Annotated in this window: 10 protein-coding genes; 3 read left to right on the top strand and 7 right to left on the bottom strand. The window is 64.9% G+C overall.

Features of this window, described 5'->3' with window-relative positions; translation table 11 throughout:
• Positions 1–16: 16 nt before the first annotated feature.
• From BES08_RS12535 to BES08_RS12555, 4 genes are all read right to left on the bottom strand, one after another.
• Positions 17–3,082 (bottom strand): glycosyltransferase, encoded by a 3,066-nt coding sequence (locus BES08_RS12535; RefSeq protein WP_069708497.1) that lies wholly within the window; start codon positions 3,080–3,082, stop codon positions 17–19.
• A 2-nt stretch (positions 3,083–3,084) separates the two neighbouring features.
• Entirely contained in the window at positions 3,085–5,193 is a 2,109-nt protein-coding gene (locus BES08_RS32865; protein ID WP_156799859.1) for a glycosyltransferase, read from the bottom strand.
• Positions 5,194–5,904: 711 nt separating this feature from the next.
• On the bottom strand, positions 5,905–6,678 hold the full coding sequence (locus BES08_RS12550) for an aspartyl/asparaginyl beta-hydroxylase domain-containing protein (RefSeq protein WP_069708500.1): 774 nt from the start codon (positions 6,676–6,678) through the stop codon (positions 5,905–5,907).
• Positions 6,679–6,688: 10 nt separating this feature from the next.
• On the bottom strand, positions 6,689–7,321 hold the full coding sequence (locus tag BES08_RS12555; protein WP_069708501.1) for a sterol desaturase family protein: 633 nt from the start codon (positions 7,319–7,321) through the stop codon (positions 6,689–6,691).
• A 109-nt stretch (positions 7,322–7,430) separates the two neighbouring features.
• On the opposite strand from BES08_RS12555, the gene BES08_RS12560 reads away from it, so the two are divergent.
• Entirely contained in the window at positions 7,431–8,231 is an 801-nt protein-coding gene (locus BES08_RS12560; RefSeq protein ID WP_069708502.1) for an SDR family NAD(P)-dependent oxidoreductase, read from the top strand.
• Here BES08_RS12560 and BES08_RS12565 read toward each other — a convergent pair.
• Positions 8,209–9,702, bottom strand: a complete 1,494-nt coding sequence (locus tag BES08_RS12565; protein ID WP_231957995.1) for an LTA synthase family protein — start codon at positions 9,700–9,702, stop codon at positions 8,209–8,211. The two genes, BES08_RS12560 and BES08_RS12565, sit on opposite strands and share 23 nt — an antisense overlap.
• A gap of 349 nt (positions 9,703–10,051) precedes the next feature.
• Here BES08_RS12565 and BES08_RS12570 point away from each other — a divergent pair, with 349 nt between their 5' ends.
• Positions 10,052–11,233, top strand: coding sequence for a capsule polysaccharide biogenesis protein (locus BES08_RS12570; protein WP_156799860.1), 1,182 nt, complete (start codon positions 10,052–10,054; stop codon positions 11,231–11,233).
• Positions 11,234–11,369: 136 nt separating this feature from the next.
• Complete coding sequence (locus tag BES08_RS12575; protein WP_069708504.1) at positions 11,370–12,260, top strand: fumarylacetoacetate hydrolase family protein; 891 nt, start codon at positions 11,370–11,372, stop codon at positions 12,258–12,260.
• 10 nt (positions 12,261–12,270) lie between these two features.
• Here the strand turns inward: BES08_RS12575 and pepF are convergent, their stop codons facing one another.
• Positions 12,271–14,142: an oligoendopeptidase F gene (gene pepF / locus BES08_RS12580; RefSeq protein ID WP_069708505.1), complete on the bottom strand. Its 1,872-nt coding sequence runs from the start codon at positions 14,140–14,142 to the stop codon at positions 12,271–12,273.
• A 284-nt stretch (positions 14,143–14,426) separates the two neighbouring features.
• Complete coding sequence (gene metK / locus BES08_RS12585; RefSeq protein WP_069708506.1) at positions 14,427–15,641, bottom strand: methionine adenosyltransferase; 1,215 nt, start codon at positions 15,639–15,641, stop codon at positions 14,427–14,429.
• Between the last annotated feature and the right edge of the window lie 6 nt (positions 15,642–15,647).

Below are 15,647 nucleotides of genomic sequence, written 5' to 3' on the forward strand. Positions count from 1 at the left end.
TCGATCCAGGGAAAAATCAGAGCGGAACGCCCGCCATCTGTAGCAGCTTGCGCACCGGCCATCGCCGCATTGCACGCTGACGCGACACCAGCCCGTCCAGCCCGATAAGGTTTGCATCGGCGCCCCGGCCTTCTGCGCTGACGCTCAGGCTATAGATGATCGCCGCCTTGCTGCGCCCGGCACCAAGCGCCTTCAGGTAAGTCTGCACCCCGCCTTCGTCGGCTTCGCGCAGCAGCAGCTTGCGATAGGCCATGCGCACGAAATCGTCGCCGTCGAGGGCCGACAGCTGATCCACGGTCAGGATATCGCCTTCGGAACGCGGTGCGTGGGCGAAGGCCTGCGCGACCGACTGCGGCGCATGCTGCCCGTTCGGCGCCGCCTGCGGAGCGGGTCGGCTCCAAGCCTGACGGCGCTTTTCGGGTGCCGCGGCATCCAACGCATGTGCCAGCGTATCGAGCTGTCCGAACCGGGTGACGAGGCCCGCGTGGTCCTTTGCGAAATGCTCCAGTTCGGGCACGATATCGCTCACCTGCCCAGCCCGCAGCGCAGCGATGCGCACGGCGTCGACGATGTCCGCCAAGCCGAGGCCCTGCGCCGCCGCCGCGACCAGGGCGGCAGTCTCACGCGGCTCCGGATCACGGCCGAACCCAGCGACGAAAGCAGCTTCGGGCGAAGAATCGGCTCCCCCCTGCCGGGCAATGCACGTGTCCAGCTGCAGTGAGCCCGCCAGACGTTTGGCAGCCCAGCCCACGAAGGCGGGCGACAGCACGATTTCACCGCGCAAGGTCGCGTAAAGCACGAGGCGGGCGGCCATTAGGTCCGCATTCGCAGCCTTTGCAGAACCCGAAACGAAGTCCGCCAGACGCAGCTCCGCCGGTGTTGCCTCGCGACCGAGGAATGCCGCGACCCCGACCGCAAGACTTGCGGCCGAAAGCCCCGCCACGGCGCTGACCTTGCCCGCTACCGTGCGCTCGCCCGCCGGTTCCCGCCGTGCCAGCCCGGAACGCAGCGCCACCATATGGATCAATTCGAGATGGGCCTGGGGATCCTTCACGCGGCGCAACGCCGCCTCGGAAAGCAGCAGCCGCAGCAGCACGCGTTCCCGCCCATTCCGCCCACCGAGCAGCGCCTGAAGCTGGGCCTTCCCCGCGCGCGAGGGCACCTGCCCGGTCAGGTCAAGGCTGGCGATATCGAGGAACTCGCTGTCGTCTTCGACCAGCAATGCCCGGTCCACCGCTGCTTCGGAAACGAGTTGCTCGATCACGCGCAGCTTCCATCCGATTGTAGGCAGCGAGATCTTTTCGGCATACCCTGCGGGCAGCCTGTGGCGGAGGCCCGCTTCCAAACGCGAGCGATATTCCTCGCTCTGCACCGCGCCCCGCAAGTGTGCCGTGCGCAGCGTCCCGCGCTCGTCGAGGGGCATGTGCGCGTCCAACTCGCCGGTCCCGGGATTGCGGAACAGCAGGTCGCTGTAGATGGCTTCGTGGAAGGCAGGATAAGGCTCGATCTGCATGATCCGGCGGAACCGGGACCGCCATTCCTTCGCGAAGCTGGGCGGGATGTACGCTGTCGTCTCCAGATTGCCGCTCAGCGCATCGTTAACGAGGCGCGCCGGCAGGGCATCGGGAAACGCCGCCATGAGGTTCAGGGCGACTTCGGTGTTCGACCAGTTGGCCCGCTCGGCCCGGACGATCCACCGTGTCAGCTCATCCTGATGGATTGCAGGCAGCGCCGCCGAAACGAGATGCTCCACAAGCTCTTCCCGGTCGAACTGCCCCATCAGCGACAGCGATGCGAGAATGGCAAGGCGGGCGCGATAGCTGGTGTCGGTTTCCGATCGCGCGGGCGCGCCCACCTTTTCGGTGACGAGCGCTGCGATACCGTCCACGAAAGACTGCCAGGTCGGCAGCGCCAGCGTCTCGATCTCCGCCTGGAGAGCCAGTACGGCGCTGTCGTCCAGCAAGCGGCGCACCGCGTCCTCCAACGCCTGGCCATCCTGAGCCTCGACGCGCAGTTGGCCGTTGGGCTCAAGGTCGAGGATGCTGGGCAGGTCGGCCGTGACGATGCACGGCACGCCCAGCGCCAGGCTTTCAACCGGCGGAGAACCGAACCCCTCGGCCACCGACATGTATATCGATGCCCGGCAATGCATCATGAGATCGCGCAGTTCGTCGTCCGAGGGGCTGTCCACCCAGCGCAGCCACGAATATCGCTCGAAGGCCGCCTCCAACTCGGCCTTGTCAGCCGGCTCCAGCCACCCCATCCGACCCGCGAAACAAAGGCGCGCAACATGACCCTCCGCCTGCAACCGCTCGAACGCCCGCAGGATGTGCAGCGACTGCTTGCGTGGCTCCAGCGTGCCGACGACCAGGAATTCCGCAGACGCCGGCGCGGTCTTGCGATACGTGCGCCCAAGACCGTCGGCACCCGGCGCGATCACCCGGTATGTACGCCTGTCACCACGATTGATGCGATTGACGAAGACATCTCGCGTCGTCGTCGAGGTGAAGATGTTGTGGGTATACTTGCGCCGGTTCCCCAGCGACAGGCTGACATTGTCAGCCACACGCCAGTCGGTGGAGAAGAACTCCGAATGGGTCCACGACAGGAAATCGTGGCACAAGTTGAAAATCTTCTCCGGCCGCGTCGCCGCCGCAAAGCTGAAAAATTCGAGGTTCAGCGACTCTTCCAGCGAGATGACCGCCCGGCAGCATTCCAGCGCCTGCTCGACGGAAATCTCGCAGATGATGCGATTGCGGGCGGACAGTAGCCCGATCCGACCCGGACTTGGATCGATGCCGAGATCCTCGAACTCGCCCGAAAGGGCGCGCAACACATCGTCGTTGTCCTCGAACAGTTGCCGCACGTTTTCAAAGAAGTCGGGATCAAGGATCCCGATCCGGTCCATGCCCAGTTCCACGAAAGCGATGGTGTCGTCGATGTATGGCCAGCGCGTGCTAAATTCGTAGCATACGCGCTGGATGCCCGTGCGCATCGGATTGGACACAAGATTATTGAAGTTAATCAGGAACTTGTCACGGATCAACGCCTGCGCGAGGCTTGCGGAAGCCTTGTCGGTCATCGTTAGCCCCGCTTGCCGAACAGCATCGACAGCAGATTGCGGGCATAGCGGCCGAAATCGTGCTTTACGGTGAAATCCTCCCAGCCGGGTCCGGGCCGGTCCTCATAGCTTTTCGCGGCGATCATCTCGGCCAGCTGTTCGGCATAGATCGTGGGAGAGGCCTTGTCGTTGACGCGCCGGACCAGCGGCGGCGCCTCGATCGACCGCGCGAGGTTCTCCGACGCGACGCCGTGCATGCCCGCCGACACCGCATCGAGCAGCGCACCTGACACCTGCCCGAACGGGATTTGCCGGATTTGCAGGACGATATCGACCGCTTTCAGGTGCTGGATATAGTCGGCTTCGGACACCGGGCCCTTGATGACGACATGATCCTGCAACCCATACTGCTCGATCCTTTCGCGCAGCTCGTTGCCGAGCGACTTGTCGACCGGGCCGACGAACAGGAACTGGAAGTCGATGCCCCAGTCCAGCAATTCCTTCATCACGAACAGGCACTGCTTCGCGCCCTTCATCATGTGCACTTCGCCGAAGGATGCGATGCACGGCCGCAATGCCGCGATGCCCAGTGCCAGCTTGGCCTGCAGGCGAGCTTCCGGGGTAAGTTCTGATCGCTCGAATGGATAGGGCATGGCTACCGGAAAATAATTCGCATCGATCCCGTAGAGGTCGTGAAGCACCGCTGCCGAGGTCGGGCTGTGGACGATCGTGGGGTTTGCATGCCGCACGATCTCGCGCAGGAAGGGGCGACCGTACTCGGCCAGCCTGCCGATGACCTTCCCGGGATCGGATGCATCGATCGGCGCGCCATGTTCCTGCGAAAGAAGCATGCCGAGCCGCTTGCGTCCATAACGGTGGTTGAGAAAGTCGACCATGTGAGCGTCATGGAGGATCAGTGTTCCACCATGTTCGCACATCATGTCGAAGATCTTCAGGTACATCGGATGATTGCCGAGGACGTAGACGATCGCATCATACCGGTCCGCCTCGAAAGTGGCGTCCAGTCGGTATACCGCGTTCATGCGGGCACGATGCGAGGGCAGCATGTCGCCGTCGGTCCAGATGTCGAGCTGCGCAATTTCCGTTAGTGCCAACGCAAGATCGAGCGAGGAGTGCGGTGGGCCGCCTTTCTGCGGGAAGATTGGCGTGACCAGTGCAATCCTGGGTCTCTCGGGCACGCTGACTGACGGATCCGATGACGCTGCTATCAGCATCTGATCCCAAAATGCGGCATAGTCCGACCCAGACGATAGCTCCGCCGCCGCGGTCGGCAAAGCTGCCAGCTCAGCCAGATCGCGGACCTGAAGGGTATCCCCCACGGCCACGCAGCGGCCGCCGAGCCCCAGCACTTCGGGCATCGATAACGTCTGCGATCTGCCGACAGCGGGAACCAGCACCGCAAGTGACCGAGCTGCAATCCGCCCTAGCAAGGCTGGACCGGGACGCAGCACGGAAACTTCGGGCGCATCTACGGCAGCACTTTCGCTGCAGACCAGAATGCGTGCAGGGTTACGTCTCGTCAGCCCCAGCACCCCGCGCATGATGTCCTTGTTCATCGCCAACGCGCCATCGACCATCAGAACAGGCTGACCACCGGCAAAAAGCACCTCTAGTATGGCCTCGTCCAACCCGTTGCAGGGTGCAAGCAGGCTTGCATCTATAGCAACAGGAACGGCCACCGTTGCCATGAGGCCATCCCCTGCAGCAGAATCGCCCGCAGCCGGACGCATGCGCAGTTCTAGCAGTTGCTTGACACCCACCCCGTCGCCCTGCGGGGCAACGCCTTGATCGGTAACGGCCAGCACTCGTACCATACTGTGGATCGTAGGCTGCACCAATTCGCGCAGGCTAACGTCGGTGACAGTTCCCGCCGGCTCGACGACAAGTACCGTTTCACGACGAAACGGCAAGGAGCGGACAATGTCGAGACCTAAATGCGCGACTGCCAAGGGGATCGGTCGCTCAGCATCCGCATACAGTTCCACGGTACGCTCAGCCAATACAGAAGCTGGAATATTGCTAATAATGGCTGTCAAAATTCGCTCAAGCGGGCCATATTTCGCAGTATGTTTTTGTAGCTGACGTATATCGAAAATAATACGATCAGTCATTTTGCAAAACCCACAGCAATTCCATCAGCTTCACTTTTACATTCACCTATTACATAATTGTAATATAGAAATTCTTTAAATACGACACACTGCAAAACACAAATCGCTTCACCGCATTGAGAATGCCGATTTAGCAGCACTATGCTTGATCGCTTGCCACACAATTTCAACCTCAACAACTGACTTTTCACCAAAGATTCCGGCTGGGCGAGCTTATGATACGACTGAAAGGTACACGTGGATGCGCCTGTTTACCGCTGGCGTTGATGGTGCGTCGATGATTCAATCGCTGCGGGCAATGCAGAGGTCGGCGTGAAACTGTCTAGGCCGTTTGCTATCGGAGATCACCTAAAGCGCCTGTCGGAGACGGGCAAAAGGCAGGCGACCTGCTATCCCCGATGACTCGGGAATTCAGTAAATAATTGATATATAACCATTTTCATGATGGCGTCAGATCGTAACCCGCTCCAGATTGAATAGATGATCGGTCATGGCCAATTACCTGCCAACGGCGGCATCGAGAGGCGGCGTCCCTGCGACGGGCCGTTGAGCCGGTGCGTGCCGACAGCGTAAGTAGCCCCCCCCTTCCCAAACCCGACAGCGAAGATGGAAGCTTCTCCGCCAACACCCCGAATTAACGACACGCCTCGCGCAGGAGAACGGCATCGTCGCATCCTGACGGCTTACCGCCCCTTCCCCGTTGGGCACCCTTCAGGCATTACGGACAGCGGCTTCCCGGTCGATCGCCTTCCTGATGTCCTTTACAAAGCGCGAATGGCGCACCGCGCCGAGAAACGCGTTCTGGATCAGATTGCCCCAGAAACGGCACGGGCGCTTGATCTGGATGAGCAGGATGTAGCGATCGTCCTCGCTCTCGTTCCAGACTTCATGGTTGAACATGTCGTCGAACAGGAACGACCGGCCATCCTCCCAGTGCATGACGTGGAGGGTCTCCCCCTCCTCGATATGCATGCGGCACTTCTGCGCCTCACGCGGAGCCTTGAGCGCGAGGTGGTAGGTCAGCATGCCCTTGGTCATGCCCCAGTGGCGCGGGATATGCCCGCCCGCTTCCATCACCGAGAAATTGGCGGTGACGAGGCCCGGCACTTTCTCGATCAGCGCCGCCGTCACCGGTGCGCGGGCGGCATTGGCCGGCATGCGGTAGCCGTAGCCCTTAAGGAAGAACGCCCGCCACCGCCGGTCGGCGGCGATGCGGCCGTGGTCGAAGGAAATGTCGCCGAGCGAGGGAATATCCTCGGCCCGGATGCGTGTCGCCTCGTCGCGGATCGCCTGCCAGTTGCGCTCCAGTTCGGCGATCCACGGGAAGAATGCCTTGTCCTGCACTGCAGCGTCGGGGATCAGCGAATTGCGCATGATCACCGCGTCGATCTTCGGGCGCAGTTCCTTGCCGATCTGGAAAAGCGACTTGCCCAGGAAGGGCACTTTCCAGCCCCGCGAATTGAGGGTCTGCTGCCACTTGGTCACGCGCAGCGTCCTAGGCTTCCCGCTTGAGCGAGCGAATCCGCGATCCAAAGATCCGGTCCCAGAACAGCGCGGAGATGGCGAAGTTGCCGTCCTCGCCCACGTAGTGGTGGCGCATGTGGTGGCGCTTGAACATACGGCCGATGCGGCCGCGCATCTGCCACTGGTGGCAGGCGAAATGCACCGCGTCGTACAGCACGTAGCCGGTCATGAACCCCAGCAGCAGCCAGGTTCCCTTCGCCCCCATCAGCGCGAGGCAGGCCAGCCAGATGAGCGAGCCCACCGACACGCTCACCGGCAGGGGCATCAGGCCGCGCAGGGGATCGTTGGGGCTGGCGTGGTGGTTGCCGTGGATCAGGTAGACGAACCAGCGCACCATCGGCACGTCGGATTCCCAGTGGAACAGCCAGCGATGCATCGCGTATTCGAACAGCGTCCACACGAACAGGCCCGCCGCGATCAATCCTGCGGTAGCTAACGGCTCAGGGCCATGGCGCCCGGCACCCTGCCACCCGACCAGCGCGATCAGCGGCAGCATCACCGACCAGCTCAACACGAAGGTTCGCGGCGAGATGAGCGTAAGACTTTCCAGGCGTTCACTTTTGAACAGCCGGATGCGTGACGGACTGGAAACCGGAGTTAGCATTGGCTCCGATGCTGGACAGTAGGAGGGTTTAGCTGTCAAGTCGAAACGCCTCCAGACGCGGTGAACATATGGCAAGAATTGGACGAGTATCGCGCATGGCGCTCCAGCAATGACGGAGGCGTTGGCCAATAGCCTTGGCGGCGAATCGATTCGCATCCTCGTCACCGGGGCATCGGGCGGTCTGGGCGGCGCGGTGGCGCGGTTTTACGCTGCGCCCGGCGCGCGATTGAGCCTCTGGGGGCGGGACCCGGCGCGCCTCGAAACGATCGCAAAGACCTGTCGGGCGGCAGGAGCGCAAGTCCTGATCCGCAGTCTCGACATTGCCGACGTCCCGGCCGCTCTCGCCGCATTGCGAGAGGAGGACGCCGCAGATGCCTTCGATATGGTGCTTTTCTGTTCGGGCCGGGGTGACGTCCGCGCAGCGGATGCCCGCATCGAGGATGCCGCGATGGTTGCGCATCTGGGCATCGTCAACTTCACCGCCCCCGCCGCCATGGCGGCCGCGATCGCCGAACGAATGACGGCGCGAGGACATGGCCGCATCGTCCTCGTCGGCAGCGCGGCGGCATTTCACGCCCTGCCGTTCGCGGCGGCCTATTCGGGCACCAAGGCGGGCCTCGCGCGGTTCGCCGACGCGCTGCGGCTTGCCGCAAGGCCGTATGGGGTCAGCGTCACGCTCGTCTCGCCGGGGTTCATCGACACGGCGGCAGGCCGCAAGGTGCCTGGCCCCAAGCCGATGCTGATGGCACCCGACGCGGTCGCGGCCAGGATCGCGCGCGCAGCCGCTGCGGGCAAGGCGCACCTCGTGCTGCCCTGGCCCTTCACCGTGCTGCACTGGTTCGACCGCCTGCTCCCGCGTCCCCTGCGAGACCCGGTGCTGGCCGGGCTCACGCCTCCCGGGAGGGGCTGACTTCCGGCGAGGCTACAGGTCCCAGCACGGTATCGAGCACTGCATGGTGCAGCTGTGCCGGAGAGAGGTCGATGCGGCGGTTGTCGCCGGGCATGACCTGGCCCTGAGCGTCCATGCGGACCATGACGTAGGGGGTATGCCGCGGTCCGCCCGGCACCGACGCGCCCGGAATGCTCGGCCGGTGATCGCCGAAGAACACCAGCAGCGCAGGACGGCCAAGCGCGGCGAGGCCGGCGGTCAGCGCTTCCAGCATGGCATCGCCGCAGCGCACCAGCCGCATGTAGCCCGCGACCAGATCGGGGCTGCCGCCGCCACGGGCGTCGGGCGCCCAGGGGCCGTGATTCTCGATCGTGACCGCATAGATGAGGCTCGGCTGCGTGGCGGCCTTCGCCCGGGCCAGGATAACCTCGGTCATCGCCGCGTCGGTGACGTAGCGCCCCTCACCCGGCCCCGGAGGCGCGAAATGATCCTCGCCCACCAGTTCGGCAAAACCCCCCGCCGGCATGATCGCGTCGCGCCCGTAGAAGCGCATGTCGTGCGGGTGGACGAACAGCGCCCGCCACCCCGGCAGGCGCGAGGGCAACGCGTATGTCCCCTCCGCGCTCGCGGTCAGGAACGGGTCGTAGAGCCGGAAGCCCAGCGCCGCCTCGTCCCGCCCGAACAGCACGCCGTATTCGGTCCGCATGGTGTAGGCGCCGAAACCGCTGACGTTGAGGTTCCCCCACTGCATAGCGTGAGCCCGCGCTGCCCGCAGCCCGGGCAGCACCAGCGCCGGATCGCCGAACAGCTCGGTGGGATCGGCGAAGCTCTCGCACTGGATGACGACGACAAGTTCGGCCGCATCGGTCGGAGACCGACGATGCGGCTGCGGACACGGCGCCGGGTCGGGTTGCGCCCGCCAGCGCCGCCAGTAAAGTAGCACGGCGGGTAGCAAACCGAGGCGCCCAGTGTCCGCTTCGACCTCGGGCACTCTCGCCACGGTGCTGCGCGGCGAACGCGGCAGCGAAAGCGCGAGGGCGGCCAGCGCCGCCGCCAGCAGCAGCAGCCCCGTGAGATGCGCCTCCGGATCGGCGCGAGAGAGCCAGCCGACCACACCCAGCAGCACCGCCGCCACCAGCGCCGCCGCCACCCGCTGCCACAGGCGCACAGCCGAAAGATAAAACTGTGGATGGCGGAACACCGCACCCACCAGCGCAAGATCGGAAAACAGCAGCGGCTCGCCCAGCATCGCGTGCTTGGCATTGGAGGCGAGAACCAGCAGCGCCTGGACCGCGAGCGCCAGCGCCATGGCCACCACGGCGTTCCCGCAGAGCATCAGGAACAGCCCGTGGAGCGCGCCCGCCATGCAGGCGAGCAGCCACAGCCCCCGCACGCGCCTGATCCCGCGCGGCCGCACGAGCCCGTCGAGCACGGCCGATCCGGCCCAGGTGCCGAGCAGCGTGAGGGCGAATGTCGCGATACCTGTCGTCACCGTCCTGCCGTGTCGTGAGGCCTGCGGGCGAAGCGGCCTGCGGGCGGAGAAAGGCGTGATAGCGGCCCGGCCCTGACGAGGAAAGGCCCTCACCTTCACGATGTTCCCCGTGATGTTCCAAGGGCGCGCGCATACGTCTCCGTCTACATCAGCGACGGCCCGGGCAGGCTTGCCGCCGAACGCCGGGCGCATTAACGCCTTGGCCAAACGCGGCAAAGGAGGCTGAGCCGGACAAGCCAAGCCGCGCACATGACCCATTCCTCGGAGCTTTTTTTCCCGGATGCCGCACCTTTCCCCTCCTCCGGTTACCGCGTCCGGTTCCCGCACGGTACTCCTGCTGCAAGGCCTGATGGGGCCCTTGTTCCGCCGCCTGGGACAGGAACTGATGCGCGCCGGCCATACCGTCCACAAGGTCAACTTCAACGGTGGCGACCGGGCGTTCTGGCGGCTGCCGGGCGGTATCGAGTATCGCGGCACGCTGGAGGAATGGCCCGCCTTCTTCGCGCGGCTGCTGCAAGACAAGGGGGTCACCGACGTCGTCCTGTTCGGCGACTGCCGCGACCATCACATGCCTGCGATCCGGATTGCCCGGGACCTGAGCGTCCCGGTCCACGTCTTCGAGGAAGGCTATATCCGGCCTGACTGGGTCACGCTGGAACTGGGCGGGGTCAACGGCCATTCGCAGCTGCCCCGCGACCCGGCCTGGTATCGCGAAACCGCGGCATCCCTGCCTCCGGTCCCGCCCCATGCGCAAGTCCCGTCCTCGTTCCGGCGCCGCGCGCTGGAAGGGCTCGCCTACAATGCCGCCGACGTGCTCACCCGCTGGCATTACCCGGGCTGGAGCAACCATCGCCCATGGCACCCCGTGGTCGAGGGCATGGGCTGGTGGCGCAAGCTGCGTCGCCGCAAGGAGCGCGAGGCTTCGTCCGCCGACCTGATGGAGAGGCTCGCGCATTCGGGCGCTCCTTACTACCTGTTCCCGCTGCAGCTTGATTCCGATGCGCAGATCCGCCTGCACTCGCCCTTCGCCGGGATCCTGCCCGCCATCCATCAGGTGATCGCCTCGTTCGCCGCCCATGCACCGAGCGACACGCGCCTGGTGGTCAAGGAGCACCCGCTCGACAACGGCGTGCGCGACTGGCGACAGGAGACGAGCGACCTCGCCAAGCGCTTCGGGGTGGAGGACCGCGTCGATTATCTCGCCACGGGCGATATCGTGCCGGTAACGCGCGGCGCGTGCGGGGTGGTTACGATCAACAGCACCAGCGGCACGTTCGCGCTGGCCGCCGGAGTGCCGGTGGTGGTACTGGGCCATGCGGTCTACGACATTGCCCAGATCACCTGCCAGAGCGGCCTCGACGCCTTCTGGACCGATCCGGTTCCCCCTGACCCCGAGACTTTCGGCGCGTTCCGCCGCGTGCTGATCGAACGATGCCTGATCCCCGGCGGTTTCTTCTCCGAAGAAGCCTTGGACAAGGTCGTACGGCATGCCGTGGCAAGGCTCGAAGGGCATCCGATCGCGCCGGAATAGTTCAGGAGCGGCTGCCATCGGTATCACTATCCGGAACCTTTCCGGACGATCTCGATGGCTTGCCGGACTCCTGGTGATTGCCCGCGTTTCCCTTCACGCCATTGTCCCACCGGATGGACAGCAGAGAAAGGGAACGATGAAAATCTGCCGCTATCGGCTACGGTGCGACGATCCCAACGGCGCCGAACCGATCCGCCTCGGCGTCGTGCGCGGGACGCGGGTTCATGACGTCAGTGCGATCACCGACGCACTGCCACCGCTTCGCTGGCCCTTCCCGCCCGGCGACCAGTTCATCGCGCATCTGGACACGCTGCGCCCGCAGATGGAGGCGCTTGCCGACAGCGTCGAGGGCCAGCCGCTTGACACAGTCCTGCTCAGGAACCCGGTCGCCAACCCCGGCAAGTTCGTCTGCGGGGCGGGCAACTTCGAAGAGGTCCTGGCCGCCGGCGGGCACCCGCGCCGCCTCGGCCTGCTGTTCAAGATGACCAGCGCGGCTGCCGGGCCTGCCGACGGGGTGACCCTGCGCTGGCCCGAGCGCACGACCTTCTACGAGATGGAAATCGCCATCGTCATCGGCAAGCAGGGCACCGAAATCCCCGCCGCCAAGGCGCTGGAGCATGTCGCGGGCTATTGCATCGGCCTCGACATGACGATGCAGGGCAGCGAGTTTCCCAGCTTCGGCAAGAGCTTCGACACATATGGCGTCATGGGGCCATGGCTCACCACCCGCGACGAGATCGCCGATCCCGATGCCCTCGACTTTCGCCTCACCGTCAATGGCGAGGACCGGCAGGTGGACAATACCCGCCGCCTCGTCCTTGGCATCGCCGACCTCGTCGAACATGCCGCCTCGGTGATGACCCTGCATCCGGGCGACGTGATCTTCTCCGGCACGCCGCCGCGCTCGGTCGGGCCGGTGGTGCCGGAAGACACCATGCACGCCTGGGCGGAAGGGCTCGGTGCGATGACCGTTGCGGTCACTGGCGGGCCGGGGCGCAGGACACCACTCGACGGAATGGTGCCCTGACGCCTCCCCGTCACGCCATCAGCGTCTCGATCTCGTCAATCGTCGCCTTGAAGTCCGCCACCAGCCCGCGATACGGATCGGGCGCGGTCATATCGAGCCCGGCCTTCTTCAGGATATCAACCGGATCGGCCGAACCGCCTGCGCGCAGCACGTCGAGGTAACGCTCGCGCTCCGCCTTGCCGCCGTTCAGGATCGAATGCGCGAACCACGTCCCCGCCGAGATCGAGGTGGCGTACTGGTAGACGTAGAACGTGCTGTAGAAGTGCGGGATATAGGCCCACTCGATCGCGTAGGGCGCGTCGATCACGAAGTTCGGGCCGTGATAGCGCGTCAGCAGGTCGAGATACACGCGCGTCAGACTCTCGCCCGACAGCCCCTCCCCGGCCTCCGCCATCTCGTGCATCTTCAGCTCGAACTCGGCGAACATAGCCTGCCGGAAGAAGGTGCCGCGCATCCCTTCCAGCCGCATGCCGAGGTAGTAGATCTTCTCTTCCTTCGTCTTCGCCTGCCCCAGCATGTACTCGGTCAGCAGCACCTCGTTGCAGGTGGAGGCGATCTCGGCGGTGAAGATCGGGTAGTCGGACAGCTCGTAGGGCTGCACCGAATCGGCCAGCAGCGAGTGCATCGCATGGCCCCATTCATGCGCGTAAGTGGACAGCCCCTCGTAGTTCTCGCCGAGGTTGAGCAGCAGGTATGGGTGCACACCGTAGGCCGAGCCGTTCATGTATGCGCCGGGGCGCTTGCCGGGACGCGGGAGCGGATCCATCCACTTCGCCGCCGTCGCCGCGCCGAGGCGCTTGACGTAGTCGGGGCCCAGCGGCTCGACGGCCTTCAGGGTGATGTTGCGCATGTCGGTCAGGGTGAACTTGCGCTCCATGCTGACCAACGGCGGGTAGATGTCGTAATAGTGCATGTCCGGCAGCTTCAGCATTTTGCGACGCAGCTCGAACGAGCGGTGAAGCTGCGGCAGACCGGCGTTCGTCTCGGCCACCAGCGTGCGGTAGACGCCCTCGGGCACCGCTCCGGGCGCCAGCGCCATGGCAAGGCAGCTCTTGTAGCTGCGGGCGCGGGCCTCGAACACGTCGCCCTTGAGCTTGGCCGCCATCGCCGCGCCCAGCGAGCTTTCGAACTTGCCCATCTGACCAAAGAAGCCGTCCATCACTGTCTTGCGGTCCGCGCGATTAGGGGCATCACGGGTCAGCGTGTAGCCCTGCGCGTCGAGCGTCGTCTTGCGCCCGTCCGACAGCGCCACCTCGGGCCAGGGAATGTCGGAGGAGAACAACTGCTCGCGGATCGTCTGCGGGCCGGAGAGCGGCGAGGACACCGCCGCCAGCAGCGCCTCGCCTTTCGCATCGAGCGTATGCTCGGCGTCGCGCAGGGTCTTGCGCAGGCCGAAGGCGAAGCGGTTGGCAAGCGCCCTGTCGGCGGCGATGAAGCTCTCGACCTTGTCCTTGCCCAGCTTGAGCGTTTCAGGCGCCGTCCACGCGGTCGCCTCGCCGAAGGCGGCGTAGAGGTCCATGACCTGCGCGTTGCGCTCCTGGTTGGCGGAAACGCGCACGTCCTCGTCCGCCTTCAGCGAGGCGTAGACATAGACGCGGGCGAAGGTCTTCGAGACCTCGGAGATATCCTCCAGCGCCTTGAGCATGGATGGCGCGTCGGTGCCGAAGCTGTCCTTGTAGGCCGCAAGGCGCGGCAGCGCGGCGGCGACTTGCTTGCGCGCGGCATCCCAGGCGTCGAGGCCGGGATAGAGGTCGGTAAGGTCCCACTGCGCGGCGGCTGCATCGGCGGCATGGGCCGTGCCCGCCAGCATCGAGGGCAGCGCCGAGGCGAGAGGAAGCGCGGCGGCAAGGCCGATAGCGCCGCGACGGTCGGTTTCGATCATGGATGTGTCCCTTGCATCCCTGCGCCCGGAAAAGCGCGTGGGGTCGATCGGCCGAAGCTATCGCCTTGGCGTATCGTTGCAAGAGAAACGCCGACGCCGATCGAACGGCATCGGCGGTTGGTCGAAGGGGCCGTATGACCACTTCTTCTTCCTCCGTCATCCCCGCGAAGGCAGGGACCCATCTGATGATCGTGCAACACGAAAATTCAGGAGATGGGTCCCTGCCTTCGCGGGAATGACTGGAAGAATATGGGGCACCGCACGAGAATGCGGCACCCTCCAGATCAGGCCAGCGCGGCCTTCAGCTCATCGGCGAGATCGGTGCGCTCCCAGGGGAACAGGTCGCCCTCGGGCTGGCGGCCGAAGTGGCCATAGGCCGCGGTCGGGCCGTAGATCGGCTTGTTGAGGCCGAGGCCGACGCGGATGCCGCGGGGGGTCAGTCCGCCCAGCTTCTCGGCCGAGACCTTGGCGATCGCGGCTTCCAGCACGGCGTCATCGACGCTGCCGGTGCCATGGGTATCGACGTAGAGCGAGAGCGGCGCGGACACGCCGATCGCGTAGGACACCTGGATGGTGCAGCGCGTGGCAAGACCCGCAGCGACCACGTTCTTCGCCAGATAGCGCGTCACGTAGGCGGCCGAGCGGTCCACCTTCGTCGGGTCCTTGCCCGAGAACGCACCGCCGCCGTGCGGCGAGGCACCGCCGTACGTGTCGACGATGATCTTGCGGCCGGTGAGGCCCGCGTCGCCGTCAGGGCCGCCGATCTCGAACGAACCGGTCGGGTTGATGTGGAAGACCGTCTTGTCGGTGACGAAGCCCTCGGGAAGCAGCTCGGTCACGACCGTCTTCACGTAGGACTTGAGTTCGGCTTCCTGTTCGCCCTTGTCGTAGCCCGGCGCATGCTGGGTCGAGACGACGACGGCGGTGGCCTCCACCGGCACGCCGTTCTCGAAGCGCAGGGTGACCTGGCTCTTGGCGTCCGGCTCAAGGAACGGCGCGGCGCCCGAGTGGCGGTCTTCGGCCAGCTTGTGCAGGATCTTGTGGCTGTAATCGAGCGTCGCCGGCATCAGGTCGGGCGTTTCGTCGCAGGCGAAACCGAACATGATGCCCTGGTCGCCCGCGCCTTCATCCTTGTTGCCCGCCGCGTCGACGCCCTGCGCGATGTGCGCGGACTGGGCATGCAGGCGGTTGATGAACTCGAAGGTTTCCCAGTGGAAACCGTCCTGCGCATAGCCGATCTTCTTGACGACGGCGCGCACGGTCTTCTCGATTTCCTCGAGCGCGCCTTCGGCCCACTCACCGTTCTCGAAGATACCCTTGCAGCGGATTTCGCCGGCAAGGACGACGAGTTGGGTGGTCGTCAACGTCTCGCACGCGACGCGCGCTTCGGGATCCTTCGACAGGAACAGATCGACGATGGCGTCGGAAATCTGGTCGGAAACCTTGTCCGGATGGCCTTCGGAAACGCTCTCGGACGTGAAGACGTAGTTGCTGCGCATGTGATC

The organism is Novosphingobium resinovorum (assembly GCF_001742225.1).
Lineage (GTDB): Bacteria > Pseudomonadota > Alphaproteobacteria > Sphingomonadales > Sphingomonadaceae > Novosphingobium > Novosphingobium resinovorum_A.

What these genes read in the sequence shown, in the direction of transcription:
- BES08_RS12575 (WP_069708504.1), top strand. Translation starts at nt 11,370, where the DNA reads ATGAAAATCTGCCGCTATCGGCTACGGTGCGACGATCCCAACGGCGCC.
- BES08_RS12555 (WP_069708501.1), bottom strand. Translation starts at nt 7,321, where the DNA reads ATGCTAACTCCGGTTTCCAGTCCGTCACGCATCCGGCTGTTCAAAAGT.
- pepF (WP_069708505.1), bottom strand. Translation starts at nt 14,142, where the DNA reads ATGATCGAAACCGACCGTCGCGGCGCTATCGGCCTTGCCGCCGCGCTT.
- BES08_RS12535 (WP_069708497.1), bottom strand. Translation starts at nt 3,082, where the DNA reads ATGACCGACAAGGCTTCCGCAAGCCTCGCGCAGGCGTTGATCCGTGAC.
- BES08_RS12570 (WP_156799860.1), top strand. Translation starts at nt 10,052, where the DNA reads ATGGGGCCCTTGTTCCGCCGCCTGGGACAGGAACTGATGCGCGCCGGC.
- metK (WP_069708506.1), bottom strand. Translation starts at nt 15,641, where the DNA reads ATGCGCAGCAACTACGTCTTCACGTCCGAGAGCGTTTCCGAAGGCCAT.
- BES08_RS12560 (WP_069708502.1), top strand. Translation starts at nt 7,431, where the DNA reads ATGACGGAGGCGTTGGCCAATAGCCTTGGCGGCGAATCGATTCGCATC.
- BES08_RS32865 (WP_156799859.1), bottom strand. Translation starts at nt 5,193, where the DNA reads ATGACTGATCGTATTATTTTCGATATACGTCAGCTACAAAAACATACT.